This is a genomic window from Providencia sp. LY12, assembly GCF_057621555.1.
This window is the reverse complement of the sequence record NZ_CM172594.1, coordinates 2540824-2566987: the sequence shown is the minus strand read 5'-3', so window position 1 is coordinate 2566987 and position 26164 is coordinate 2540824. Positions and strand designations below refer to the sequence as shown.

At 42.4% G+C, this 26164-nt stretch carries 30 protein-coding genes; 22 read left to right on the top strand and 8 right to left on the bottom strand.

Annotated features, from left to right (window positions below; genetic code table 11):
• Nucleotides 1-7: 7 nt before the first annotated feature.
• From sbcB to ACY3ZI_RS12275, 3 genes are all read right to left on the bottom strand, one after another.
• A complete protein-coding gene (gene sbcB / locus ACY3ZI_RS12285; RefSeq protein WP_211885956.1) occupies nucleotides 8-1447 on the bottom strand; it encodes an exodeoxyribonuclease I in 1440 nt (479 codons plus the stop codon).
• Nucleotides 1448-1521: 74 nt separating this feature from the next.
• Nucleotides 1522-1839 (bottom strand): addiction module antidote protein, encoded by a 318-nt coding sequence (locus ACY3ZI_RS12280; protein ID WP_154639312.1) that lies wholly within the window; start codon nucleotides 1837-1839, stop codon nucleotides 1522-1524.
• Between the two features lie 8 nt (nucleotides 1840-1847).
• A complete protein-coding gene (locus tag ACY3ZI_RS12275; RefSeq protein ID WP_211885955.1) occupies nucleotides 1848-2162 on the bottom strand; it encodes a type II toxin-antitoxin system RelE/ParE family toxin in 315 nt (104 codons plus the stop codon).
• A 288-nt stretch (nucleotides 2163-2450) separates the two neighbouring features.
• On the opposite strand from ACY3ZI_RS12275, the gene tmaR reads away from it, so the two are divergent.
• Together tmaR and ACY3ZI_RS12265 are read left to right on the top strand one after the other, a co-directional pair.
• Nucleotides 2451-2783, top strand: coding sequence for a PTS system regulator TmaR (tmaR, locus tag ACY3ZI_RS12270; RefSeq protein WP_036953053.1), 333 nt, complete (start codon nucleotides 2451-2453; stop codon nucleotides 2781-2783).
• A 241-nt stretch (nucleotides 2784-3024) separates the two neighbouring features.
• Nucleotides 3025-3309 carry a colicin E1 family microcin immunity protein gene (locus ACY3ZI_RS12265; RefSeq protein WP_487375266.1) on the top strand — a complete coding sequence of 95 codons (285 nt, stop codon included), beginning with the start codon at nucleotides 3025-3027 and terminating at the stop codon, nucleotides 3307-3309.
• A 26-nt stretch (nucleotides 3310-3335) separates the two neighbouring features.
• Here ACY3ZI_RS12265 and ACY3ZI_RS12260 read toward each other — a convergent pair whose 3' ends face one another.
• From ACY3ZI_RS12260 to rne, 4 genes are all read right to left on the bottom strand, one after another.
• Complete coding sequence (locus tag ACY3ZI_RS12260; RefSeq protein ID WP_442959116.1) at nucleotides 3336-3395, bottom strand: hypothetical protein; 60 nt, start codon at nucleotides 3393-3395, stop codon at nucleotides 3336-3338.
• Nucleotides 3379-3759 carry a colicin-like pore-forming protein gene (locus ACY3ZI_RS12255; protein ID WP_487377535.1) on the bottom strand — a complete coding sequence of 127 codons (381 nt, stop codon included), beginning with the start codon at nucleotides 3757-3759 and terminating at the stop codon, nucleotides 3379-3381. The genes ACY3ZI_RS12260 and ACY3ZI_RS12255 overlap by 17 nt, the downstream gene beginning before the upstream one ends.
• The gene (locus ACY3ZI_RS12250; RefSeq protein WP_487375265.1) at nucleotides 3735-4103 is read right to left on the bottom strand and encodes a hypothetical protein; all 369 of its coding nucleotides are present in this window, start codon (nucleotides 4101-4103) and stop codon (nucleotides 3735-3737) included. The genes ACY3ZI_RS12255 and ACY3ZI_RS12250 overlap by 25 nt, the downstream gene beginning before the upstream one ends.
• A 206-nt stretch (nucleotides 4104-4309) precedes the next feature.
• Nucleotides 4310-7519: a ribonuclease E gene (gene rne, locus ACY3ZI_RS12245; RefSeq protein ID WP_487375264.1), complete on the bottom strand. Its 3210-nt coding sequence runs from the start codon at nucleotides 7517-7519 to the stop codon at nucleotides 4310-4312.
• 618 nt (nucleotides 7520-8137) lie between these two features.
• On the opposite strand from rne, the gene rluC reads away from it, so the two are divergent.
• On the top strand, nucleotides 8138-9094 hold the full coding sequence (rluC, locus tag ACY3ZI_RS12240) for a 23S rRNA pseudouridine(955/2504/2580) synthase RluC (RefSeq protein WP_036953062.1): 957 nt from the start codon (nucleotides 8138-8140) through the stop codon (nucleotides 9092-9094).
• A gap of 49 nt (nucleotides 9095-9143) precedes the next feature.
• Here rluC and ACY3ZI_RS12235 read toward each other — a convergent pair whose 3' ends face one another.
• Nucleotides 9144-9728, bottom strand: coding sequence for a Maf family protein (locus ACY3ZI_RS12235; protein WP_108477952.1), 585 nt, complete (start codon nucleotides 9726-9728; stop codon nucleotides 9144-9146).
• Between the two features lie 142 nt (nucleotides 9729-9870).
• On the opposite strand from ACY3ZI_RS12235, the gene yceD reads away from it, so the two are divergent.
• From yceD to ACY3ZI_RS12140, 19 genes are all read left to right on the top strand, one after another.
• A complete protein-coding gene (yceD, locus tag ACY3ZI_RS12230; protein ID WP_036953067.1) occupies nucleotides 9871-10395 on the top strand; it encodes a 23S rRNA accumulation protein YceD in 525 nt (174 codons plus the stop codon).
• A 12-nt stretch (nucleotides 10396-10407) separates the two neighbouring features.
• Nucleotides 10408-10578, top strand: coding sequence for a 50S ribosomal protein L32 (gene rpmF, locus ACY3ZI_RS12225; RefSeq protein ID WP_006660802.1), 171 nt, complete (start codon nucleotides 10408-10410; stop codon nucleotides 10576-10578).
• 11 nt (nucleotides 10579-10589) lie between these two features.
• Nucleotides 10590-11630, top strand: a complete 1041-nt coding sequence (plsX, locus tag ACY3ZI_RS12220; RefSeq protein WP_487375263.1) for a phosphate acyltransferase PlsX — start codon at nucleotides 10590-10592, stop codon at nucleotides 11628-11630.
• Between the two features lie 3 nt (nucleotides 11631-11633).
• Nucleotides 11634-12584: a beta-ketoacyl-ACP synthase III gene (locus tag ACY3ZI_RS12215; RefSeq protein WP_211885951.1), complete on the top strand. Its 951-nt coding sequence runs from the start codon at nucleotides 11634-11636 to the stop codon at nucleotides 12582-12584.
• Nucleotides 12585-12602: 18 nt separating this feature from the next.
• Nucleotides 12603-13535 (top strand): ACP S-malonyltransferase, encoded by a 933-nt coding sequence (fabD, locus tag ACY3ZI_RS12210; protein WP_487375262.1) that lies wholly within the window; start codon nucleotides 12603-12605, stop codon nucleotides 13533-13535.
• An 8-nt stretch (nucleotides 13536-13543) separates the two neighbouring features.
• Nucleotides 13544-14278: a 3-oxoacyl-ACP reductase FabG gene (fabG, locus tag ACY3ZI_RS12205; protein ID WP_154627155.1), complete on the top strand. Its 735-nt coding sequence runs from the start codon at nucleotides 13544-13546 to the stop codon at nucleotides 14276-14278.
• 156 nt (nucleotides 14279-14434) lie between these two features.
• A complete protein-coding gene (gene acpP / locus ACY3ZI_RS12200; protein WP_006660807.1) occupies nucleotides 14435-14668 on the top strand; it encodes an acyl carrier protein in 234 nt (77 codons plus the stop codon).
• A 78-nt stretch (nucleotides 14669-14746) separates the two neighbouring features.
• Nucleotides 14747-15997: a beta-ketoacyl-ACP synthase II gene (gene fabF / locus ACY3ZI_RS12195; RefSeq protein WP_211885949.1), complete on the top strand. Its 1251-nt coding sequence runs from the start codon at nucleotides 14747-14749 to the stop codon at nucleotides 15995-15997.
• Nucleotides 15998-16145: 148 nt separating this feature from the next.
• The gene (pabC, locus tag ACY3ZI_RS12190; protein WP_211885948.1) at nucleotides 16146-16973 is read left to right on the top strand and encodes an aminodeoxychorismate lyase; all 828 of its coding nucleotides are present in this window, start codon (nucleotides 16146-16148) and stop codon (nucleotides 16971-16973) included.
• Between the two features lie 78 nt (nucleotides 16974-17051).
• Nucleotides 17052-18074: an endolytic transglycosylase MltG gene (gene mltG / locus ACY3ZI_RS12185; RefSeq protein WP_211885947.1), complete on the top strand. Its 1023-nt coding sequence runs from the start codon at nucleotides 17052-17054 to the stop codon at nucleotides 18072-18074.
• An 8-nt stretch (nucleotides 18075-18082) separates the two neighbouring features.
• Nucleotides 18083-18709 (top strand): dTMP kinase, encoded by a 627-nt coding sequence (tmk, locus tag ACY3ZI_RS12180; protein ID WP_154603580.1) that lies wholly within the window; start codon nucleotides 18083-18085, stop codon nucleotides 18707-18709.
• A gap of 10 nt (nucleotides 18710-18719) precedes the next feature.
• Complete coding sequence (holB, locus tag ACY3ZI_RS12175) at nucleotides 18720-19700, top strand: DNA polymerase III subunit delta' (protein WP_211886434.1); 981 nt, start codon at nucleotides 18720-18722, stop codon at nucleotides 19698-19700.
• Between the two features lie 24 nt (nucleotides 19701-19724).
• Nucleotides 19725-20507 (top strand): metal-dependent hydrolase, encoded by a 783-nt coding sequence (locus ACY3ZI_RS12170; protein WP_487375261.1) that lies wholly within the window; start codon nucleotides 19725-19727, stop codon nucleotides 20505-20507.
• A gap of 33 nt (nucleotides 20508-20540) precedes the next feature.
• A complete protein-coding gene (hinT, locus tag ACY3ZI_RS12165) occupies nucleotides 20541-20891 on the top strand; it encodes a purine nucleoside phosphoramidase (RefSeq protein ID WP_006660814.1) in 351 nt (116 codons plus the stop codon).
• Between the two features lie 6 nt (nucleotides 20892-20897).
• Entirely contained in the window at nucleotides 20898-21317 is a 420-nt protein-coding gene (locus ACY3ZI_RS12160) for a YcfL family putative periplasmic lipoprotein (protein WP_487375260.1), read from the top strand.
• On the top strand, nucleotides 21314-21907 hold the full coding sequence (gene lpoB / locus ACY3ZI_RS12155) for a penicillin-binding protein activator LpoB (RefSeq protein WP_487375259.1): 594 nt from the start codon (nucleotides 21314-21316) through the stop codon (nucleotides 21905-21907). Before ACY3ZI_RS12160 ends, lpoB begins: the two co-directional genes overlap by 4 nt.
• Nucleotides 21900-22784 (top strand): phosphotransferase, encoded by an 885-nt coding sequence (locus tag ACY3ZI_RS12150; protein ID WP_211885934.1) that lies wholly within the window; start codon nucleotides 21900-21902, stop codon nucleotides 22782-22784. The genes lpoB and ACY3ZI_RS12150 overlap by 8 nt, the downstream gene beginning before the upstream one ends.
• A 65-nt stretch (nucleotides 22785-22849) precedes the next feature.
• Nucleotides 22850-23875 carry a beta-N-acetylhexosaminidase gene (gene nagZ, locus ACY3ZI_RS12145; protein WP_132495266.1) on the top strand — a complete coding sequence of 342 codons (1026 nt, stop codon included), beginning with the start codon at nucleotides 22850-22852 and terminating at the stop codon, nucleotides 23873-23875.
• A 931-nt stretch (nucleotides 23876-24806) separates the two neighbouring features.
• On the top strand, nucleotides 24807-26156 hold the full coding sequence (locus tag ACY3ZI_RS12140) for an OprD family outer membrane porin (RefSeq protein WP_036953100.1): 1350 nt from the start codon (nucleotides 24807-24809) through the stop codon (nucleotides 26154-26156).
• The last annotated feature ends 8 nt before the right edge of the window (nucleotides 26157-26164 follow it).

Here is a 26164-nt window from a genome sequence, read left to right as displayed (position 1 = left end):
TTCACAATTAACTCGCGAGCTCAGCGGCATAGTTGACCAACGCTTTTAATTGCTGACAGCGTTTTTCATCTTCATGATGAACTTCCATGAGTAATTGAATTTGCTGTAAATAATCCGTTAAACGGCACTCAGTAAAATAATTGCGGCGATGCTGTAACCAACGCTGTTGCTCATCATAAGAGAGTGTCGCAGGGAAATTGCGTGCCTTATAACGGAAAAATAGCTCCTTCATACGCTTATCTTCAAAGCTAAGATCTAATGCAGGTAAATTTTGAGGTGGCGTTTCGCGAATAATGTCCATCGTAGAGCGATCAGACGGGCTGAAAAAGCCATTATAGATTTGGCTATCTACATCGTTATTTTCTTCAAATTGTTGGGCGACGCTAAACAACTCAATCAGTTTATTACGCACATCAGGATTCTTACGTAATAGTTCTAAATTACGCATGCATAGGTCACGGTCAATACCTGTACGCTCCGCATCTACCGTTCGCAAGGTCTTTTCAGGGGCAAGGATTGGGCATTTGTTAATATGTACCAGTTTAACTGGGACGGGTAGCTCGTCACCTAAATCGGCTTTTGGTGTGTATAAGCGCTCACGAAGTTCATCCGCATTTAACGTTAGTAGTGGCGACATATCGGCTGACAGGTCACACATAATCACCGCGTTTTTATTCTCAGGGTGCCAAGCGAGAGGGGCCACTAAGCTGACATAAGAGCGTACCGCGCCAAACATCCCCGATACATGAACTAACGGGGTCATATCCACGATGTCGATCAGCTGGTTAACTTTGTTTTTATTTCGCAGTTGATAGAAATAATCAAACATACGAGGTTGAGCTTGTTTCAGTAACTTAGCCATATTAATGGTGGCTAAAACGTCAGACATCGCATCATGGGCATTTTCATGGGCCACGCCGTTAGCTTTAGTTAAATATTCAAGGCGTAAGCTAGGTAACCCGTCATCATTTTCTGGCCAATTGATCCCTTCAGGGCGCAGCGCAAAGCAAGCACGTAACGCATCCAGTAAATCCCAGCGCGAATTGCCTTGCTGCCAGCTATAGGCGTAAGGGTCATAAAAGTTACGATAAAAAATATTTCGCGTCACTTCATCATCAAAGCGAATATTGTTGTAACCCATAATGCAGGTATTCGGTACGCTGAATGCGTCATGGATGCGCTTCGCAAATTCCGCTTCATTCACGCCGTTAGCCATGGCGATTTGCGGGGTAATGCCGGTTATCATGACCGCTTCTGGCTGAGGAAGATAATCATCCGTAGGTTTGCAGTAAAATACCTCAGGTTCATCGATGATGTTGAAATCTAAGTCTGTCCGCACACCCGCAAACTGAGCAGGGCGATCCAGAGCCGGATGCTTACCAAATGTTTCATAGTCATGGATAAAGAAGGTCGGCTGATTATGCTTATTTTTCAAAATGAGGTCCATCGTCGATTTAGGTGAGTAATGCAAACGCATAAAAGTTTGATGCTATGGTAAACCATCTGGCAAAAAATCTAAACTTATGTGGGGGATAGCGTCGCGAGTGAAGAAAATGGTATTCCAGTTGCATTAATGATGCTGCGTAGCGTTTTTAATGTTGGGTTTCCAGTCGGGGATAATGTTCGATAGAGTGTTTCTCGGGATAAGCCGGACTGTTCGGCTATATCCGCCATCCCTCCTCGAGCTTCAATAATATGGCGTAAAGCTAATAAAAATGCGGCTTGCCCGCCATCTTCATCAATCTGTACAAAGGCTTGCTGTAGGTAAATTGGGATGAGAGTTGGATCTTTACGTAGCATTTCAACTACTGCATCGTCATGTAATCGAGATTTAGCCATATTTGTTCCTACCTTAAATAATCGGTTAGATACTGAATTGCGATATCAATGTCTGCTTGTTGTGTTTTTTTCGTACCCATTAAAAGCAGTAAAATAATCTCGTCTTTAACTAAGCTGTAATAGACTCGATATCCAGATCCTTGGTCAATTTTTAACTCCCATACTCTATTTCGACAATATTTATGTTTCCCTAAATTCCCCTTAGCGAGTTGGTTAATACGCATGACCACTTTAATTCTAGCAATTGGGTCTTTGATTTTATCGATGAAATCTGAGCATGGATCTTTACCATCCGTGGTTAAATAATGCCGAATTATACGCATATGTCCTCATGGTATCTTATAGGCTACAATGTTCAAGTGTTTTGTTTCAATGAAGAAGGTTATTACTAACATTGATTAATAAAACAGGCGGGATTTAATGGAGGAAGTTTGTCTGTATGTAAATGGCTTACGAGCACGCTCGCAAATTAAAGGCTAAAGATGCATTGGCAATGCAAATCATTAAATTCAAATCAATAAAATAGTGAATGCATCTTGTAAGGTGACCCTAGAAGAAGGTATTGTGTTAATAGACAATACATTTTGATTATTGAATAGGGGATTTTAAACATGGACAACGCCAACAAACCAACTTTCCAGAATGTCCTGGAATTTGTGCGTATGTTTCGTCGTAAAAATAAAATTCGTCGCGAAATCACGGATAACGAAAAGAAAATTCGTGATAACCAAAAGCGTGTTCTGCTGTTAGATAACCTGAGTGAGTATATCAAACCAGGTATGTCCATTGATGATATCCATGGCATCATCGCAAATATGCGTAGCGACTATGATGACCGTATCGATGATTACATCATTAAGAATGCTGAGTTATCCAAAGAGCGTCGTGAGATCTCTAAAAAACTTAAAGAGATGGGTGAGCTGGCGCGACCTGAAACTAAGTAATTATCGCCTGACTTAATTTTAAGGAAGCTGAGCTATGTCTCAGCTTTTTTTTTAGTAATAAAATGAGATGGTTTACTTAATGATTAGTTGATTGGATTTAAAATACATATATATTAATAACTTAGTTTTACTATGAGTTTTCATTCGCATATGTGTTTTGTTATCATTAACTCTTTAGTTGGTAAGAAAACACGCAATGAATAAACGATATTATATTAAAAATATGTGCTGGGGATGGTTTATGGGTTCATTATTTTTATACTCTTGTTTAGATAATGAGCTTAAATATAAACCATTAATTATACTGATAAGCATTATTGGTATTGTAATTTTCCCGCTGGCTAAATGGGCTGTGGAAAGCTTTTTTTTAATTTTTACTACTAAAGAATTTTGGAGTAGAGGCTTGTTGATGGACACTCCAGGTAAGGCTGGAGGATTAGCTTTGTATCATGGTGTTGTTTTTTTCTTCGCAATTCCAATAACGTTAATATTTATATTAACTATATTTATAAAAAGATGGCAGTAACCAAATGAACTGCCTTCTGTGGCTTACTATAGACCAACTAGCTTATTTGCTTTTTCTACCAAGCTATCATCAATTAGAGACCCTATTCCGGCAAGTATGAGTCCATAGCCTAATATACCAACTGGCCCACCTAATAAAAAAACTAAAACCTAAGCCAGCAATACCCGTAGCACTAATTCCTATTAATATAGTTTCTACTTTCACAAAAAATGGTCTCCAATTATCAGTTTCTACGGCTTTAACCAATTCAATTCTTAGGTCGTTAGCATCAATTGAATAGCTTACAAAGCCCATGCCTTTACTGAATTTTTTCAAGTTTTTTGCAATCTCATCAACGTTGAGTGATTCTAATGCTGATGCAATAATTTTCCGGTTTTTAGTATCGATCTTTTTATTAATATTAGTTTTATATTTATCATAAGCTCTTAATGCATCTTCAACATTACGAATCCTTTCTCCTCTGACTCTATTTTATTTATTTCATTTAAATCCTGCTCTATTTTCGGTTTCATCATTGGGTACAACCCGCCAAAAGAACGCCAATAAATGGTATACATTAATTCAAGTTGTCCACTTTGATAGGCGCTTAACATTTTTTTATAAGGGGATGTCTTTTCGAAACGGCAATTACTGATCCCACAGACTCCACATAATCCTTTTGCCATCGCATTCAGAATGTGGTCAGGCAGAATTCTGTTGTAACTTACATGAAGGGTTGGGAGTAGTAATACACCATCGCTTGCATAGGCATGGCCATTTTTCCAATGGCGTATTTGTGTATAATCATAATCCATAGAAATATCCTCATTAAGTGTGCTTTCCCACGGTACATATGTCTTTTATGCAAATGTACAATGCAGTTATCTACGATATTTCGTCAAAGGCTTTAAGATGATAAATTTCGTTAGTATTTAATAAATTACAACAGGAACAATTTTTTTTGGGCAAAAAAAAGCCTTGATAGTTTCCCATCAAGGCTTTCGTCAATTACTTACTAATGTTAGAAGCTAGCAGGTTTTGCCATTTCTGATGTCGCAACGTTGGCTGCTACATGTCCACCTGCGCCTTTAGATTCAAAGGTTGATGGCTCACGTTGATACTCTTTAATTTCAAAGTCTGAAGCCACTACAGCAGGCGCTGGGGCTTTCGTCATTGGTGAGTATGCATGGCGTTTGTGTAAGATAACTGTATTTGCTGTTGAAGCCGGTTCAATCACGGTGGTTTCAATAACTGCTGTAGTAACCGCAGTTTCAATCACCACATCTGCAACGACAGGTTCAACAATAGTTTTGACCTCTTCAACGACAGCGGTTTCAACCTGCGTTTCAACGACTGCTGATTTTGTCTCTTCGATAACGTCTGCTGCGACATTCTCAACAACATTTTCAGCAACAACATTTTCAACAACATCGCTTTTCACTGCTGCGGTTTCAACAACAACGCTGGTTTCAGTTTCTACTTTTGGTGCTTCGATAACAGTTTCAGTAACAACTGGGGCTTCAGTGAGCTCGGCTTTTACTTCAGCATGTTCAATCGGAGCAGCTACCACAGGGGCTTGAACGGTATTTTGTTGTTCCAGCATCTCTTCATTGGTCATGATAGCCATGCTTTCTTGTTGAGGCTGAACGACTGGGTAACGAATAAATACTTTACCAGAGGCTAATTCAGGGGAGGCTACAGCCGCCGCTAAAGGCATTGGTGATTTATTCAGATGACGCTCATCACGGTAACGGCGACGACGCTGACCACTCACCCGCAGATGACGTGGTGAACGACGAGAACGGCGTGGAATGATGGTGTCTTGTTTTTCATCATCATCCAATTGTTCTGAGTTAGTCGCTAAGTTGTCATCTTCGTCCAGCGAAACATGAGATTGTTTTTTCTCAACATTCACTGCTGCTGGTAATGCCGCAATCGGCGCAGATTTTTCTGCAACAACGGCGGTATCAGCAACCATTGACGTTTCTACTGTTTGGTCATTGTCAGTCACACGAATTTTTTGTGTTAATTGACGACGTTGACGACGAGGAGCAACAGGGCGTTGTTCTTCTTCATCTTTTTCTACAGCTGCATTATCAACAGCGGTTTGCTGGTTATCTTGCTGTGTTTTTGCAGTTTGTTGTTGACGTTTTTCATCTTGACGACGGCGACGTTCTGCACGTTGATCACGACGTTGCTGCTGATTTTCGCGGTTTGCACTGTCAGTGATTTGCTCTTCAACTTGGTTCGCATTTTTGTTGTTACGTCCCTTGTTGCGGTTTGCAGCATCTTCAGATTGTGCATTGCGATTATTACGGTTATCGCGGTTGTCACGATTGTCGCGGTTATCACGATTTTCGTAATTATCATCGCGGTCGCGACGATTGTTATTACGGCGGTCGTTATTATTGCGACGGCGATCATTATTGCGGCGACGGTCATTGTTATTTTGACGTGGTTTCTGCGCTGGTTTTTCAACCGCTTTTTCTTCTTCAGCAAAGAGACCTTTAAAGAAAGCGGCAATTTTGCTAAATAAACCAACTTTAGGTTGCTCATCCACTTTGGCACGAACTGGTGCTTTAGCCGGAGCTTCTTTTGGTTTCAGTGCAGGAACTTCAACGGGCTCTTGCAGTGCAAATGCTGAAATAGCAGGTTGCTCTGGTGCTTTACGCTCAGTTGTCGCTTCTTCACCGTGGTTTAAAGTTTCAGTTTCATGATACTGGGCTAAGTTGTAGCTCAGGGTTTGAACTTCTTCACCTTTACGGATACGGATGACGTGGAAGTGAGGCGTTTGCATCTGGTCATTCGGTACAATCACAACGCGAACGTTACGCTGACGTTGTTCAATTTCTGTAACTGCTTGGCGTTTCTCGTTTAACAGGTATGACGCGATTTGCACTGGGACAATCGCATGCACTTCATGGGTATTTTCTTTCAGTGCTTCTTCTTCGATTAAACGCAGTACTGACAGTGACAGCGATTCATTATCACGGATAGTCCCCGTACCTGTACAGCGTGGGCAGACGTGATGGCTGGACTCACCCAGTGATGGGCTAAGGCGCTGACGAGACATTTCTAACAGACCAAAGCGTGAAATACGTGCGATTTGAATACGCGCACGGTCTTGGCGAACGGCTTCACGTAAGCGGTTTTCAACTTCACGCTGGTGGCGAACTGGGGTCATATCGATAAAGTCGATAACAATCAGCCCACCTAAGTCACGTAAACGTAATTGACGTGCAATTTCGTCAGCGGCTTCAAGGTTAGTATTGAATGCCGTTTCTTCGATATCACCGCCACGGGTTGAGCGTGAGGAGTTGATATCAATAGCCGTTAATGCTTCGGTTGTATCGATAACTAACGCACCGCCTGAAGGTAAACGCACTTCACGCTGGAACGCCGATTCGATTTGAGATTCGATTTGATAGTGACTAAACAGAGGTACATCGCCACTATAATGTTTAATTTTGCTAGCAAAATCACCACGACCAATCGCTTCGATATGGTTACGTGCCATCTCAACCACTTTCGGGTTATCGATCAGGATTTCGCCGATGTCAGGACGTAAATAATCACGGAAAGCACGGACGATCACATTACTTTCTTGGTGGATTAAGAACGGAGCTGGACGGTTTTCAGCGGCTTTTTGAATTGCTTCCCAGTGGCGTAAACGATACAGTAAATCTTGTTGCAGGGATTCTGCTGATTTACCCACACCCGCAGTACGGACGATGAGTCCCATACCATCTGGAATTTCTAAGCAAGATAACGCTTCTTTTAATTCTGTACGATCTTCACCTTCGATGCGGCGAGAAATACCACCGGCACGTGGGTTGTTTGGCATCAGAACTAAATAACTACCCGCTAAGCTGATGAATGTGGTTAAGGCTGCACCTTTATTACCACGTTCTTCTTTATCAACTTGAACAATAACCTCTTGGCCTTCTTTAAGCACATCTTTGATGTTAGGACGACCTTGGGAGTGGTAATTGCTAGGGAAGTATTCGCGAGCGATTTCTTTGATAGGCAGGAAACCGTGTCTTTCAGCGCCATAATCAACAAAAGCAGCTTCGAGGCTTGGTTCAATACGGGTGATTTTACCTTTATAAATGTTGGCTTTTTTTTGCTCATGACCTGGGCTTTCAATATCCAAATCGTAGAGTCGTTGCCCGTCAACAAGGGCAACACGCAACTCTTCCTGTTGAGTTGCGTTGATTAGCATTCTTTTCATGTTATTACTTACTCATTATTTTTTAAATAATAAAGAGCAGCGAAAGAAGGAGCTACTGTAAACCGATGGCCTCATGATTTTTACAAAGCCGTCTACCTCTCGGCAGTCGTTCGTATAGAGACGCGCAGTATTCGGTGAACCTGATTTTTAGATTAAAAATTCAGCGTTCTTAATCAGGATGCCGTAGATTTCTTAGAAAACGGAGACTCCCAACCCAATAAGCTAAAATTCGTTGCTCGCTAATTTATTTGATTTAGTTAGATGTCTTACGCCATTGCAGCATCGTTACGCCATCAAATAATAAATTCCTACAGTATTACGTCTAACTTGTATTCTACTAGCTAAAAATAATTATAGCCGAAAGTGCAAAAACACCTAAAGCTAACATAGCAAAGCCAATTTTCGTTTTTAAACATCTTGGCGCCGCTTATTATTCCATTGCCAAGTGCATTATAGCAAGTGCAACGTAAGTTATATGGAAATTTTATTAAGAAATTGAGCCAATCATGCAGAAATTGACCAATTTAAAAAAAAACATAAAAAAATTCGTGGAGTCGGTATGATATAACGATGTAAGTGAGACTATTTATTCATCAATCAGAGTTAACGCATTCCCGAATGAAAACAGAAAACCAAGTCCAATTTATTGATATTAGCGATGACGAAGCAGGGCAACGCATTGATAATTTCTTGCTGAGCAAGTTAAAAGGTGTTCCTAAGAGCATGATTTATCGCATCATCCGTAAAGGTGAAGTGCGCGTCAACAAAGGGCGAATTAAGCCTGAATACAAACTACTCGAAGGGGATCAAGTTCGCGTGCCGCCAGTGCGTGTGGCTGAACGTGAAACCGCACCTGTTTCAGCGAAATTGGATAAGGTGGCAGCATTAACAGATTGCATTCTATTTGAAGATGAATCCATTCTAGTCATTAATAAGCCATCAGGTACCGCGGTTCATGGTGGCAGTGGATTAAGCTTTGGCGTGATTGAAGGGCTGCGCGCATTACGTCCAGAAGCCCGCTTTTTAGAGCTGGTACATCGTTTAGACAGAGATACTTCCGGCATCTTATTGGTTGCTAAAAAACGTTCGGCGTTACGTGCGCTTCACGAACAATTACGCCTGAAACAGATGCAAAAAGATTATTTAGCGTTAGTGCGCGGTAATTGGCAGTCACATACTAAAGTTGTGCAAGCGCCGTTATTGAAAAATATTTTACAAAGCGGTGAGCGTATTGTTCGAGTGAGTAGTGAAGGCAAGCCTTCTGAAACACGCTTTAAAGTCGAAGAACGTTTTGAAAATGCAACGTTAGTTAAAGCGAGCCCAGTAACCGGGCGCACTCACCAGATCCGCGTGCATACTTTGCATGCAGGCCATCCAATTGCTTTTGATGATCGTTATGGTGATAGGCAATTTGATAGCCAGCTGGCAGATACAGGGCTGAAACGTTTGTTTTTGCACGCGTATTCACTGAAATTTACTCATCCTAAAACAGGTGAAGAGATGCGAGTCGTTGCACCGTTACATAACGATTTGAATCAGTGCCTGAAAGTCTTGAGAGCGAAAAAAGCGCAGTAATAATGATAATAAAGGTTAGCAACTCCCGCAGGTTAGCTAACCTTATTATTTAGTCTAAGAGTGGATTGACACCATGCTGGCGTAACATTTCCAGCAATAAAATAGTCGGCAAGCCAATCAGTGTGTTTGGATCTCGCCCTGAAAGTTTATCAAACAGGCTAATGCCTAGTCCTTCCGATTTAAAACTACCCGCACATTGATAAGGTTCGTCTTTATTTAGGTATTGGGTGATTTCTTCATCAGTGAGCTGTCTAAAATAGACATCGAAGGGTTCGCACTGGAGATTGAATTTACCTGTCGCACTATCTAATAAGCAAAGCCCAGTATAAAAAGTCACCCGATGACCTGACGCTGCCTTGAGTTGTTTAAAGGCATTATCAAAATTATGTGGCTTTCCGACGATTTTATCGTCAATGACACAAACTTGGTCAGAGCCAATAATTAAATGTTGTGGATACCGTTGAGCCAATGCATTGGCTTTTTCGTGAGATAAGCGCATCACTAAAGCTTGAGCCGATTCCTGTAAAACAGGGGTTTCATCAATGTTGGGCGCGGCGGCGAGAAATGGGATACCCAACTTCTTCAGTAAGGCTTGTCGGTATTCAGAGGTTGACGCCAAAATAATCGATTTCATGATTTTTCTCGAAACTCATAGCCAAAAGGGTTAACTCATTTTAAACTATATCCGCTTAACCGGCGATTTTTTGGTGAAAAGGCGAGTTTATCCCGCCTTTTTCTTTGACTATAGTTCATTACAAAGTTAATATGCGCGCCTTATGCAAAAGGTAAAATTACCCCTGACTATCGATGCGCAGCGTGCAGCTCAGAAAAACCTCGACTATGTCGGGAGTTACACACCTGAGCAAGTTACACGAATTGCCGAATCAGTAGTCAGTGTAGATAGTGATGTTGAAAGCAAATTATCATTTAAAATTGATAATCAGCGCTTGACGGTCATAGAGGGGCATTCTGAATTGGATGTCACCCTACAATGCCAACGTTGCAGAAAAGATTTCAAACATCATGTCTACGTATCGTATTGTTTTAGTCCTGTCGTCAGTGACGAAAAGGCCGAAGCATTACCGGAACAGTATGAACCAGTTTATGTAGATGAATTTGGTGAAATAAATTTGCTGGGAATGTTAGAAGATGAAATAATTCTATCCCTACCAGTGGTTCCGGTTCATGATTCTGAACACTGTGAAGTGTCCGAAGCGGACATGGTGTATGGTGAACTACCTCCTGAGGTAGAGAAACCAAATCCATTTGCCGTATTAGCCAGTTTAAAGAAAAGTACTTAAGGAGTAAGGTCAATGGCCGTACAACAGAATAAACCAACTCGTTCAAAACGCGGTATGCGTCGTTCACATGATGCACTGACTGCTACCCTAGTTTCTGTAGATAAAACTTCCGGTGAAACTCACCTGCGTCACCACGTGACTGCAGATGGTTACTACCGTGGCCGTAAGGTTATCAGCAAGTAATTGTTGATACTTTGGCTAATCTAACCATCGCGTTAGATGCCATGGGCGGGGATGTTGGTCCCCGCGTCACGGTGCCTGCTGCATTGCAGGCACTGGCATCTAATCCAGCATTAAAATTACTGCTTGTCGGTCAACCCGAAGCCATTCATCCTTTGCTTGCACAACAAAGTGCGGAGCAAATTTCGCGTATCGAAATTATCCCAGCTGAAAACGTCATTGCTAACGATGCTAAGCCATCCCACGCAATTCGCCAAAGCAAAGGGACATCAATGCGAGTGGCATTAGAGTTAGTGAAGACAGGTCAAGCGCAGGCTTGCGTGAGTGCGGGTAATACGGGTGCATTGATGGGCTTGGCAAAATTGATGTTAAAATCAATTGAGGGCATTGAGCGCCCAGCGTTAATGACCATATTGCCAAATCAGAAAAAAGGAAAAACCGTTGTCCTCGATTTAGGGGCTAACGTGAATTGCAGCAGTGAAATGCTCGTGCAATTTGCAGTGATGGGTTCAGTGATGGCGGAAGAAGTTGCCAACATCAATCAACCTAAAGTCGCTTTACTCAATATTGGTGAAGAAGAGAGTAAAGGGCTGGACAATATCCGCGAAGCCGCCGCTATGTTAAAAGAAACGGCGTCAATTAATTACATTGGTTATGTTGAAGGCAACGAGTTGCTGACAGGTAAAACAGATGTATTAGTGTGTGACGGCTTCGCAGGTAATGTCTCACTAAAAACAATGGAAGGGGTGATTCGTGTCATTCTTTCATTGTTAAAATCAGCCGGTGAAGAGAACAAAAAAAGCAGTTGGTTTATGCAACTCGCTAAGAAATGGTTGAAAAAACGGCTAATGAAGCGTTTTGGGGATATGAACCCCGACCAGTATAACGGCGCGACTCTGTTAGGATTAAAAGGGATTGTCATCAAAAGTCATGGCGCAGCGAATGGGAATGCGTTTAAAGCCGCAATTGAACGTGCGGTACAGGCTGTTGAACGACAAGTTCCCGAAAGAATAACAGCTCGACTTAATATTGTTTTACCCAGGAGTGATCAATAACCTATGTACAGTAAAATATTAGGAACAGGCAGCTATTTGCCATCGCAAGTTCGTACCAATGCTGATCTGGAAAAAATGGTTGATACTTCTGATGAATGGATTGTAACGCGTACGGGTATTAAAGAGAGACGAATTTCAGCTGACGATGAGAACGTGTCCATAATGGGTTTCCAAGCCGCAAAAAATGCGCTGGAAATGGCACAGGTCGACAGCAGTGAAATTGGTTTAATTATTGTAGCGACAACCTCCGCAACTCATGCATTCCCAAGCGCTGCATGTCAAATTCAGCAAATGCTGGAAATTAATGACTGTGCGGCATTTGATGTGGCAGCAGCTTGCGCTGGTTTTACTTATGCTATCAGTATCGCTGATCAGTTCGTTAAAACGGGCATGACTAAAAAAGCATTGGTGATTGGTGCGGATGCGTTATCTAAAACGTTAGACCCGAATGATCGCGGAACCATTATTCTATTTGGTGATGCTGCGGGCGCTGTGGTAATTGGCGCTTCTGAAGAACCGGGTATCATTTCTACACATCTGCACGCTGATGGGCGTTATGGAGATTTACTCTCCTTACCAAACCGTAGCCGCTGTTCAGATGACCAAGCTTACTTGTCCATGACAGGTAACGAAGTATTCAAAGTTGCTGTGCGTGAATTAGCCCATATCGTTGATGAAACACTGGCGCAAAATGACATTGCAAAAGAAGAACTTGATTGGTTAGTACCACATCAAGCAAATTTACGAATTATTTCCGCGACCGCAAAAAAATTGGATATGACCATGGATAAAGTGGTTGTTACGCTGGATCGTCATGGAAATACTTCTGCGGCATCAGTCCCAACAGCACTCGATGAAGCAGTGCGCGATGGTCGCATTCAGCGTGGCCAATTAGTGTTATTAGAAGCATTTGGTGGCGGCTTTACTTGGGGCTCCGCACTGGTTCGTTTTTAATTTACTGAGAAAACAAACATGACACAATTTGCTATGGTATTCCCGGGACAAGGTTCCCAGTCTTTAGGAATGTTAGCTGATTTAGCAGAGCAAAATCAGCTGGTTAAAGAAACATTCGCTGAAGCTTCTGAAGCATTGGGTTACGATCTCTGGGCACTAGTTCAAAATGGGCCAGAAGAAGAGTTAAACAAAACATGGCAGACCCAACCTGCATTATTAGCAGCGTCTGTAGCTATCTTCCGTGTTTGGCAAGCAAAAAATGGCAAAATGCCTGCATTGATGGCAGGTCATAGCCTTGGCGAATATTCAGCGTTAGTTTGTGCGGGTGTTATCGACTTCAAACAAGCCATTAAATTAGTGGAACTGCGCGGTAAACTGATGCAAGAAGCGGTTCCTGAAGGCACGGGCGCAATGTATGCAATCATCGGTTTAGATAACGAATCTATCGAGAAAGCATGCCAAGAAGCAGCACAAGGGCAGGTGGTTTCACCTGTGAACTTTAACTCACCGGGTCAAGTTGTTATTGCAGGTGAGAAAGCTGCGGTTGAGCGTGCAGGTGCTGCTTGTAAAGAAGCGGGTGCAAAACGTGCACTGCCACTGTCTGTTAGCGTGCCTTCCCACTGTGCATTAATGAAGCCAGCTGCAGATAAATTAGCTGAAGCATTAGATAAAATTGAATTTTGTGAGCCGACCTATCCAGTTATTAACAACGTTGATGTTAAAATGGAAACGTCTGCAAAAAATATCCGTGATGCATTAGTGCGCCAATTATATAATCCGGTGCGCTGGACTGAAACAGTCGAATTCATGGCAGAACAAGGCATTGAGCAATTGGTTGAGATGGGTCCAGGTAAAGTTCTGACTGGTCTAACCAAGCGAATTGTCTCTAATTTAACTGCCGTTGCAGTCAATGATCCTGTATCATTAGACTCGGCTTTAGAAACTATCTGAGGACGACAATGAGCTTTGAAGGAAAAATTGCACTGGTAACTGGTGCTAGCCGTGGGATCGGTAAAGCAATTGCTTTAACCTTGACTGCACGCGGTGCGACCGTTATCGGTACTGCAACAAGCGAAAAAGGCGCGGAAGCGATTACTGCCTATTTAGATGGCAAAGGTAAAGGCTTAGCGTTAAACGTGACAGATCCAGCATCAATTGAAGAAACATTGACCCAGATCCGTGCGGAATTTGGCGAAATTGATATTTTAGTTAATAATGCTGGTATTACGCGTGATAACTTATTGATGCGTATGAAGGATGATGAGTGGCAAGATATTATTGACACGAATCTTTCATCCGTTTACCGTTTGTCTAAATCCGTTTTGCGTGCCATGATGAAAAAACGTTGTGGGCGTATTATTTCCATCGCATCTGTTGTCGGTGTCATGGGAAATGCGGGACAAACAAACTACGCGGCAGCGAAAGCTGGGCTGATTGGTTTTAGTAAATCATTAGCTCGAGAAGTCGCTTCTCGTGGTATCACTGTTAACGTTGTAGCGCCTGGTTTTATCGAAACTGATATGACTAAGGCATTGACAGACGAACAACGTGCAGGCATTTTATCTCAGGTTCCTGCGGATAGACTGGGTGATGCACAAGAAATTGCCAGTGCTGTAGCATTTTTAGCTTCTGACGAGGCTGCTTACATCACAGGTGAAACATTGCATGTCAATGGTGGCATGTACATGATCTAAAGAAATGAGGGAACCATTTGCATATTTTTGTGTTATCTAATACAAAATTATGCAAAATAATGGTTTCCACAGCCGGGATTGGGTTGTATCTTTTCCTGTATTTCATAAACTACGAAAACCATCGCGAAAGCGAGTTTTGATAGGAATTTTAATAGTATGAGCACTATCGAAGAACGCGTTAAGAAAATCATCGTTGAACAACTGGGTGTTAAAGAGGAAGAAGTTGTGAATACAGCTTCATTTGTTGATGACTTGGGCGCTGATTCTCTTGACACAGTAGAACTGGTTATGGCTCTGGAAGAAGAGTTCGATTGCGAAATCCCTGACGAAGAAGCTGAAAAGATCACTACAGTACAGGCTGCAATTGACTACGTCAAAGCATCTGAGTAATAGCGGTAAAACTTATCTAGGCGATCATTCGATCGCCTATGTTTCTTTTGTAACTAATTCCCTCCTTGGAGGACATACGTGTCTAAGCGTCGTGTAGTCGTAACCGGACTGGGCATGTTATCTCCTGTCGGCAACGCAGTTGAGTCATCATGGAAAGCTGTTTGTGACGGACAGAGTGGTATCAGCCTAATCGATCATTTTGATACTACTAACCACGCAACTAAATTTGCTGGCTTAGTAAAAGATTTCAACTACGAAGATTTTGACATCTCTCGCAAAGATGCGAAGAAGATGGACCCATTTATTCAATACGGTATTGCTGCGGGCTATCAAGCTATCAAAGATGCTGAATTGGAAGTAACAGAAGCCAATGCTACTCGTATCGGTTTGGCGATTGGTTCTGGTATTGGCGGGTTAGGCCTCATTCAAGACAACTGTGAATCTATGTTACACGGTGGTCCTCGTAAAGTGAGCCCATTCTTTGTACCTTCAACAATCATCAATATGGTTGCTGGTCACTTAAGCATTATGTATGGCTTCCGTGGTCCTAGCATCTCAATCGCTACTGCATGTACCTCTGGTGTTCATAATATTGGGCACGCAGCACGTATGATTGCGTACGGTGATGCTGATGTGATGTTGGCAGGTGGTGCCGAAAAAGCAACAACACCATTAGGTGTCGCTGGCTTTGGTGCAGCGCGTGCATTATCAACCCGTAATGATGACCCACAAGCGGCTAGTCGCCCATGGGACAAAGACCGTGATGGTTTTGTTCTTGGTGATGGCGCAGGGATCATCGTACTTGAAGAATATGAACATGCTAAAGCGCGTGGTGCGAAAATTTACGCAGAAATCGCAGGCTTTGGTATGAGCAGTGATGCTTATCATATGACGTCACCACCAGAAAATGGTGAAGGCGCTGCATTAGCGATGAAAAATGCGCTAAACGATGCAGGCATTAAGCCAAGTGATGTTGGCTATATCAATGCTCACGGTACATCAACACCAGCAGGTGACTTAGCGGAAGCGCAAGCGGTTATCTCTGTATTTGGCGAAGACACAAAAGTATTAGTCAGTTCAACAAAATCCATGACAGGTCACTTATTAGGTGCTGCGGGTGCGATTGAATCTATCTTTACTATTCTGTCTCTGTGCGACCAAATCATTCCACCAACAATCAACTTAGATAATCCTGATGAAGGTTGTAAGCTTGATTTTGTTCCGGGTGAAGCCCGTAAAGTTGAAAACATGGAGTATGCTCTGTGTAACTCATTCGGCTTTGGTGGTACTAACGGTTCCTTAATTTTCCGTCGCTATCACGCGGAATAATCAATAATACCGTGCATTTCTAAGCTCCAGTGTCTTTGATACTGGGGCTTTATTTTTGCCTTCTTTTTGCAGTACTCTTTGCTTTAGTTTATGATATTACACACTATGTTACTGCCTGATTTATCAGCTTTTATTATAAGAAATGGTCATGACTTATTGGGTTAACGGGGTTTATTGTCAACAAATTGATATTACCGATCGCGCTATCGCCTTTGGTGATGGCTGCTTTACGACTATTCATGGCGTGAATCAACAAGCAAAGATGTTAGATAAGCACATTTTACGCCTACAGCAGGATTCCGCTCGTCTCAAATTACCAGTGATAGATTGGCCACAACTGGCGCGACATATTGAAGAGGTTTGTGAACAACAAACAGATGAAGAATTTGTAGTGAAGGTCATGTTAAGTCGTGGTCAGGGCGGTCGAGGTTATAGCTCCCAAGGGTTTGAACATCCGACAATTATCATGATGGTTTCTCCTTTCCCAAAACATTACGCAGCATTACAGTGCCAAGGGGCTTCATTGTTGCTCAGCCAAATTCCATTAAGCCGCAATCCACTCTTAGCAGGCATGAAGCACTTAAATCGATTAGAGCAAGTGTTGATCCGCCAAGAGATTGATGACGCTAAATTGGATGAGGCTGTGGTGTTAGATACGAATGGCGTCATCGTTGAATGCTGTAGCGCCAATATTTTTTGGCGTATAGGGCGTGATGTTTACACTCCGATTCTTAGTCACTCCGGCGTCAATGGATTAATGAGACAAAAGATCATAGCGCAGCTCAATAATAGCCAGTACCATCTGGCAGAAGTCGAGCGCTTTCCCGCCATTTTGACTCAATGTGATGAAGTGATTATTTGTAATGCTTTAATGCCTGTTTTACCGGTGAAAAGCATCCAGTTTTCAAAAGATAAAACAATTAGTTATCAATCAAGAGAACTGTTTGAGTATTTACTATTACAGCGACAAATTTGAATCCGATAACCATTTAACTTATATCATTCATCGACAAACAATTATTCATCGACAAAAAATACATTTAAGTGACCCATAATGAAATTAGCGAAAAAAATAACACTGATTGTCTTTGTCCTTGCGGTTATCGGCGTGATTGTGGTGTATCTGCAATATCGCCAAGTTCTTGATTATGCGAAAAAGCCCATCAACATTGTCCAAGAGACGATCTTTACTGTGCCTGCAGGGACAGGGCGAGTAGCCTTAGAAGGGTTGCTTATCAAGGAAAAATTTATTGAAGAAGGACATAATTTTCAACTTCTTTTAAAAGCACGGCCCGAATTAGCTCAGTTCAAAGCAGGAACCTATCGCTTACAGCCAAACATGACGGTGGAGCAATTATTAGCGTTGATCGCCAGTGGCAAAGAAGCGCAATTTAGTATTCGTTTTATTGAAGGTAACAAACTGGCAGATTGGAGCAATATCTTGCGTGATGCTCCTTATATGCAACATAAAACTCAAGATGCTACGCCAACTGAGCTTTATGCCATGCTGGATTTTAAAGAGGGCGATAACCTCGAAGGTTGGTTATACCCCGATACCTATTTATACACTGCGGGTACCAGCGATGTTGAGATACTCAAACGCGCTTATAAACGCATGCAAGCTGCGGTGGAAGAAGAGTGGAAAGGTCGCGATAAAGATCTACCCTATAAGAATGCCTATGAAATGTTGATCATGGCATCGATTGTTGAAAAAGAGACTGGCGTGGACAACGAACGTGCGCAGGTTGCCTCGGTGTTTGTGAATCGCTTAAAGAAAAATATGCGCTTACAAACAGACCCTACGGTTATCTATGGGTTAGGGGAAAACTATCGTGGTAAAATTTATCGCAGCGATTTAGATAACTATACCGCATATAACACGTATAAAATCGATGGTTTACCGCCAACGCCAATTGCTATGCCGGGTCTTGCTTCGATAAAAGCGGCGGCTCATCCAGCAAAAACAGATTATTTATACTTTGTCGCCGATGGTACAGGCGGACATACTTTTAGTCGCAATCTTAATGACCATAACCGCGCTGTTAAGGTTTACCGACAAATTGAGCAAAAGAATTGATAAACGAAATGAAAAACCAATTTATTGTTATTGAAGGATTAGAAGGTGCGGGTAAAACGACGGCAATCAACACCGTTGTTGACACATTAAAGCAAGCTGGCATCCATGATATGGTGTTTACCCGTGAGCCGGGAGGTACACCGCTTGCGGAAAAACTACGTGAATTGATAAAGCAAGGCATTGAAGGTGATAGAGTCACCGACAAAGCTGAGCTATTAATGTTGTACGCGGCGCGTGTTCAGTTAGTTGATACCGTCATCAAGCCCGCACTTGCAGCAGGAAAATGGGTTATCGGCGACAGACATGATTTATCCTCCCAAGCTTATCAAGGTGGTGGCCGTGAAATCGATCGCCACTTAATGGCTTCATTAAGAGATCTCGTCCTTGGTGAATTTAAACCTGCACTGACGCTCTATTTAGATTTACCGCCAGAATTGGGTTTACAACGCGCCCGCTCTCGCGGTGAATTAGACCGTATTGAGAAAGAATCACTGGCTTTCTTTGAACGTACCCGAGCGCGTTATTTAGAATTGGCAGCGGCAGACGACACGATTTTAACCATCGATGCGAGCCAAAATATTGAACAAGTGCAAGCCGATATTCGCAGTACTTTACTGACGTGGCTGGCAAAATAAGGCACTAATGATGAATTGGTATCCGTGGCTTAATGAGACTTATCGTCAATTAATTAGCGCCTATCAAGCAGGGCGTGGACACCACGCGTTGTTGATTCACTCAATAGCGGGCAATGGGGCTGAAGCATTAAGCTATGGCGTGAGCCGTTGGTTGATTTGCCAAGATAAAGACGGTTTAAAAAGCTGTGGAGAGTGCCATAGCTGCCGCTTAATGTTGGCAGGTACACATCCTGATTATCATGTTTTAGAACCTGAAAAAGGGAAAACAACCATCAGCGTTGATGCGGTTCGTAAGCTGACAGAAACGTTAAGTGGTCATGCGCAGCAAAGTGGCGCAAAAGTCGTTTCCATTCCCGATGCACAAGCACTGACGGATGCTGCGGCTAACGCGCTGCTCAAAACCTTAGAAGAACCCGCAGGGCAAACCTACTTTTTATTAGGTTGTGAAAAACTCGATAGTTTGCTGGCCACATTAAGAAGTCGCTGTTTAACTCACTTTTTACCTGTGCCTGATCAGCAAGTTGCATTATATTGGCTGCAAAAACAGCAGGCGAGTTTATCCGTAGAAGATGCTGTGACGGCATTAAAATTGTGCCAAGGCGCACCTGTTGCCGCATTACAGTTGCTTGAGCCAGAGTTGTGGCAACGACGTCAGCTATTATGCAACGAATTAGAGCAGAGCTTACGCCAGAAAGATTTTTTGAAGCTTTTGCCAGCGTTAAATACCGATAATGGGCCTGAATGCATTAATTGGCTACTTGGGTTAATTGCCGATGGCATAAAATTGCAGCAAAAAGCAGGGCAGTACGTTGTTAACCAAGATAAAATGGCGTGCGTCACTTTGTTGGCGACATCCATGAGCAGCTCGCAGCTATTGGATGTGTATAGCCAGTGGCAAGCGTGTCGTTACCAGCTATTAACCGTGCCTGCACTGAATCAGGAGTTGATCCTGACCAATCAATTATTACACTGGGAAGCGTTATTCGCTTAGCCTTCAAGATAAAAAGAGTAGACTATGTTTGTTGTTGATTCACACTGCCATCTCGACTGTTTAGATTATGAAAAATTACACACTAACGTCGATGATGTTATCGCAAAGGCATCCGCACGCGATGTCGGCTTTATGTTAGCCGTGGCAACCACTTTGCCCGGTTTTGAAAGCATGAAACAGTTAATTGGAAAGCGCGACAATGTCACATTTTCTTGCGGTATTCATCCATTGAACTTGGATGAAGGTTATGATTTTGAAAAATTGGCGCAATTAGCGGCGGGCAGTGAAGTGGTCGCGCTCGGTGAAACGGGCTTAGATTACTATTATCAGCAAGAGAATGCGGCACTACAGCAAGAGTCATTTCGTCAGCATATTCGCATTGGTCGTCAAGTGAATAAGCCCGTGATTGTGCATACTCGTTCCGCTCGAGAAGATACACTGACTATTTTACGTGAAGAGAAAGTTGACGAGTGTGGCGGTGTGTTGCATTGCTTTACGGAAGACCAACAAACGGCCATCGATTTACTGGATTTAGGGATGTATATCTCTTTTTCTGGTATTGTCACGTTCCGTAATGCTGAACAGATCCGAGAAGCAGCGCGAGTTGTGCCATTAGATAGAATTTTAGTAGAAACAGATTCACCTTATTTAGCCCCAGTACCGCATCGTGGTAAAGAGAACCAACCTGCGTATGTGCGTGATGTAGTGGAGTATATGGCTGTATTGAAAGGGGTGAGTGTTGAAGAAATGGCACAAATTACCACAGAAAACTTCAACCGTTTATTCCATTTACGCGCTGGGCAATAAACAGATAACGATTAAATTATTAAGGAATTTGTCATGGCAGAAGAGACTATTTTCAGTAAAATCATTCGACGTGAAATCCCGTCTGAGATCGTCTATCAAGACGAACTGGTCACAGCATTTCGTGATATCGCGGCACAAGCGCCGACGCATATTTTGATCATTCCGAACAAATTAATTCCAACCGTGAATGATGTGACGGTTGATGATGAGCTGGCATTAGGGCGCTTATTTACCGTGGCGGCGAAAATTGCGAAAGAAGAAGGGATTGCAGAAGATGGCTATCGCCTGATTATGAACTGCAACAAACATTCAGGACAAGAAGTTTTCCACATTCATATGCACTTAGTGGGTGGACGTCCATTAGGCCCATTATTGGCTAAGTAATTCATCATGAAACGCGCTGCATCAACCTTAAAATACGTCGCCACACTGGGCTTACTTATGCTGTTTCTCAGTGGTTGTGCTTGGAACAAAAAAACAGGGTTATCATTTAATGTTCAGCAGCGCATCGTGATGGAGCCTTCCGTGCTAGCCGCGGGCGTGATTGTAGAAAAACCGGTGATTAAGGTCGGTAGCGTAACGGCGACCGCAACGATCAATATGAGCAATATTGAAAAGAAACCGGTCACTGTGATGTATCGCATCTTTTGGTATGACGAGCAAGGACTGAGAGTGGATTCAACAAAGAGTCAACCCCAAGTTATCCCTGCTAATTCGTCAGTGATGCTAAAAGAGGTCACGACATCCCCGCTTGCTCGTAATGCGCGTATCTATGTTTTCTTACCTTCAACGGCTGGAGAGTCACAATGAAACGGATCTTATTGGTCGCAGCAGCAGCATTTATTTTGGCAGGTTGTCCGTCAGTCCCTCAAGGGCCTAAACCCCCAATTGTTCCTGTTGAACCGGGTGTAACACCGAAACAACCTGAAAAGCAGCCGGAATTAACGCCTCCACCACCAACAGACACCGTACCGATGCCACCAAAGCAGCAATCCATTGATTGGGCTGGTGCATTACAGCCATTAGTCAATAAAATGGTGGCGGACGATGGCGTTGAAAGTGGCAAAGTTTTACTGGTCGATTCTGTCAAAAATAATACCAGCGGAAGCTTACCTTCACAGGCAGTCACGGCTGCATTAACCAATGAAGTCATGAAAACCAATAAGTTTAAAGTGGTTCCTCAAGGCGTCGTCAGTGCTGCCCGTAAAACCTTGGGGTTGTCGCAGGATGATAGTTTGGTGACTCGCAGTAAAGCGATTGGTTTAGGTCGTTATGTCCAAGCGCAATATGTGATTTACAGTGTCATGTCAGGCTCTTCTAAAGAACGCAGCATTGAAATGCAGTTAATGGACGTGCAAACCGGTGAAATTGTGTGGTCTGGAAAGCAGAGTATTGAGTAATCAATCATCACTGTTTGCATTACTTTCTGAATGCTTCCCAGCAGTTTTAGCATCATGCTGGGAAGTCTCGCCATTAACGGGGTTATCAGGTGGCAGCTATTTAGTTGAATATCGATACTCGACTCAAACCCAAGATACGGTTCCCTCCATCAAATTAATCGCCCGTTCAGATGGGCAAGCGCAAAATGCGTTGTATGTTAATCGCCGTAAAGAAGCGCATATTCTTAAGCAATTGAAAGATTTTCCTTATTCCCCCCAAGTCATCGGGCGTAATAGCCATTGGTTATTACTGGAATGGGTTGATGGAGACCATCCTAGCTGCGAACAATTTCTTTCCTTTGAATTTCAAAAAAACTTGGCAGAGATCGTTGCCAAGCTCCATAATCATGGCGTATTAAATTACCGATTACCGTTACGTAATGAGATTGCTCATTATGGCTATTTAATTGATAATAAAAGAGTCTCTGCACGCTGGAAGCGGGTACATCGTCGCTTCCTACGCACGCCAATGCCAAAGGTATTAAAGCTCGCACCCGCTCATATGGATATTCATCCGGGCAATGTGCTGTGTGAGCAAGGAGTGCCAAAAATGCTGGTGGATTGGGAATATGCGGCAAATACCGATATTGGTTTGTCCCTAGAAACCTATTTTCAATTCAATAGCCTGACGGTAGAACAACGAGATTATTTCTTGACGCAATATTGCCACACCTATGGCGCCTATAAAGATAAATCCCGTTTGGCAGAGCATTGCTTGCAATGGGAGCCGTGGGTCAAGTACATGACGTTAATGTGGTATGAAGTTCAGTGGTGCCAGCGTCAAGAAGCGCAGTTTTTAAACGATTCTTCCCCATTACGAGACTATTTTGGTCTTTGATTGGGCAATATAAAATCTCCGTGAATACACGAGAATTTGTGAAAATTAATCAAGTGAGGCATGTTATGGGTCCGATAATGCTGGATGTTCAGGGTTATGAACTGGACAACGAAGAGCGTGAAATTTTGGCTCATCCACTGGTAGGCGGGTTGATTTTATTTACCCGTAACTTCCATGATGCGGCACAGTTGCGTGAGTTAGTGCGACAAATCCGTGATGCATCAAGACACCGTTTATTGATTGCAGTGGATCAAGAGGGTGGCCGTGTACAGCGTTTTCGTGATGGATTTACCGCATTACCTTCTGCGCAAGCTTTTGCTGCACTGAACAACCAGATGGATGGTGCTAAATTAGCGCAAGAAGCAGGCTGGTTAATGGCCGCAGAAATGATTGCTATGGATATCGACATTAGCTTCGCCCCTGTGCTGGATTTAGGGCATGAAAGTATCGCAATTGGTGAGCGTTCATTCCATGCAGATCCTGAAATTGCAATGGTGATGGCAGAGCGTTTTATTCGCGGTATGCACAGCGCAGGAATGAAAACCACAGGTAAACACTTCCCAGGACACGGCGCCGTCAAAGCCGATTCCCATAAAGAAACGCCACGCGATGATCGCCCACTCGAGCAAATTCGTGGCAAGGATATGTCTATTTTTAAAGACTTTATTCAGCGTGAATTGCTTGATGCTATTATGCCTGCCCACGTGGTTTATACCCAAGCGGATGACCGTCCTGCGAGTGGTTCACCATTCTGGCTAAAATCGGTATTACGTGAGCAGCTTGGTTTCGATGGCGTTATCTTCTCTGATGACTTATCGATGGAAGGTGCTGCCATTATGGGGAGTTATCCAGAGAGAGCAAAAGCCTCATTGAATGCGGGCTGCGACATGATCCTTGTTTGTAATAATCGTGAAGGTGCGGTAAGCGTCCTGGATAATTTACCGAAACAAAGTGACAGCCGCGCTTCTAAGCTGTACCACAGTGGCCGCCAGTATTCACTGAATGAGCTACAATCTGTGGATCGTTGGAAGCAAAGCCACCGTCAATTAGTCGAATTACATGAAAAATGGCAAGAACACCGTAATCGCTAATTAAAATGTGTTGAAAATGAACCGATGGAATAATAATCCATCGGTTTTTTTTATCTTAAATTCCTGAATAAGTTACGGGTAACCTTATTGGTATAAATTGAATAGGAACAAGGGGTGAGATTGTCTAATTTGATTAGTAATACTGTATCTATATTCAATATATGTGTAAAAATCACGCGTTAATACTAATTGTAACATGGAATTAACTAGGAATAATTCCTAGGTGGGATAATGAGTTGACGTTAAATAATCTCTCTATATGCGATAACTATTCCTCATTATAACTGATCGAACCAGTATATCGCTTAAAAACAGAATGATTGACTTAGTCATTTATCAAAATAGAAAGTCTGAGCTATGGATTAATGTTATTGATTTAAATAAAAATGTTATTTCACTTTAGTAAATAACATTTCATTAAAATATAGATGATTAAAATAGCAAAATTATTGTTTAAATATGGAATTCAATTAATAAATGCAATAGCCAATAAAGTGATTAATATCACATCGAATGATGTGCGATTTGCAATACATCTGGTTTGTTGTGACGCTGATCGTGTTAATTGACATAAAATTACGTTAGCATACTTTTCATTATGAATATCAACGCAAAGTGCTCCTTATTAGAGTGCGGTTGAATATTGCCCAAATAAGTCTGAAATCATGGTGTGAACTTAAATTAAATTCGTACGTTTGGATTAATTATTTCGACTTATAAAATAATTAAATTTTATTCTTAACGCCAAGAAAATAAATTGCGCTTAAAGAATAGAGGATGCAACTTAAATTAAATAATCATTAAAGACTATTGCAGTAATTAAAGCTAAATAAAATTGTTACTTATTGAAAGATAGCAAGATGTCATAACGCCCAATAAAAATTGGGTGCGGGTAGTTATATTCTAATAATCACGACTAGGTTTAATTTAAATGAAAGTCAAAAAAATAGCGTTAATATTGTTTCCATCTTGTTTCGTTGCGTTTGGGGCTAATGCTGGCGATTGGGAAAATGCCATCAAGGAAAACTCATTTGTTGCAGATTCTGAATTAGAACTTTCTACACGAAATATGTGGAAATACCTGAAGTCAGAAAACCGTTACGATGCCAACGAGCAACGTTACAGAAAACAAGTTGCACAAGCTTGGGGTCAGAATATTCAGTTAGACTACCAATCAGGGTATTTTGCTGATTTTATCGGGTTTGATGCTTCTTATTACGGCGCAATCAAACTGGCAGCAAGTAAAGACTTCGCCTCTCGAGCGATTTTATATAACGATGATGGCGAAGCGAAAGGCTATAACAAAATTGGTCAGCGTTACGCTAAATTCAAATTAGATTTTGAACCGGTTAATTTCAAAGGTAAAGCGGGTTGGTTCACGTTGAAAAATACGGGTATTTTTACCAACTCTCAGCGTTTATCTTTAAACACCTATAATGGTTATTATACCAACACCGCCATTAGCGATTGGAACTTAGATTTACTCTATCTTGATGGCAAAGTGATGCGTCGTGATAGCCCGAATATTGACAGAATGTATTTCCGTGACGGAAATGGTGTTAATCATGATATCAACCATGTGGTTACAGGGGGCATTAACTACAACACCAAACCATTGAAAGCTTCTTATTTTATTGGCCAGGCTGATGATGTTTTCCGTCAACAAGGCTTAGAGATCAAGTATAAGCTTAACTCAGATATCACCTTATCTTCTCAAATTTATGGTCATGAATACGGTAGCGATGGCAAGCGTACATCGACAGATACCAAACGTGGCAAACAAAACTTTGATAAGCGTGCTTGGCACTATGCGGGTGAAATTGAGTGGCGCGTCCCAGAAACTCCGTGGACTTTAATGACGGGTATCACGCATACCACTGCACATAAAACCAATGGTGTAGGGCAATTTGCGCGCAACCCAATTGGTAACACTCGTGGACGTTTTAATTCACCAGCCTATGCCGATATCGACTATGTTCGTGATGGCGAAACCATGCTGGCGTTAAAAGCCGAATATCAAGTTAATCCAACTTGGTCTGTCGGGGCTAACAGTAACTACAGTGAATTCTCTTACTCAGGTGAGCGTTTAAAACAAGGTCAGGTTGGCTTATTTACTTACTGGAAACCAACTGAGAACCTGTCCGTTTCATTAAGTGGCGGTATGGGCTGGCACCATCAGCAAGAGTCTGATAACTCCACACCAAAACTGTATGATGGTGAGTCGCGTCGTGCACACTCGTTATCCGGTTCGATGACAACCACTTATCGCTTTAAAATGTAATTGGGGGC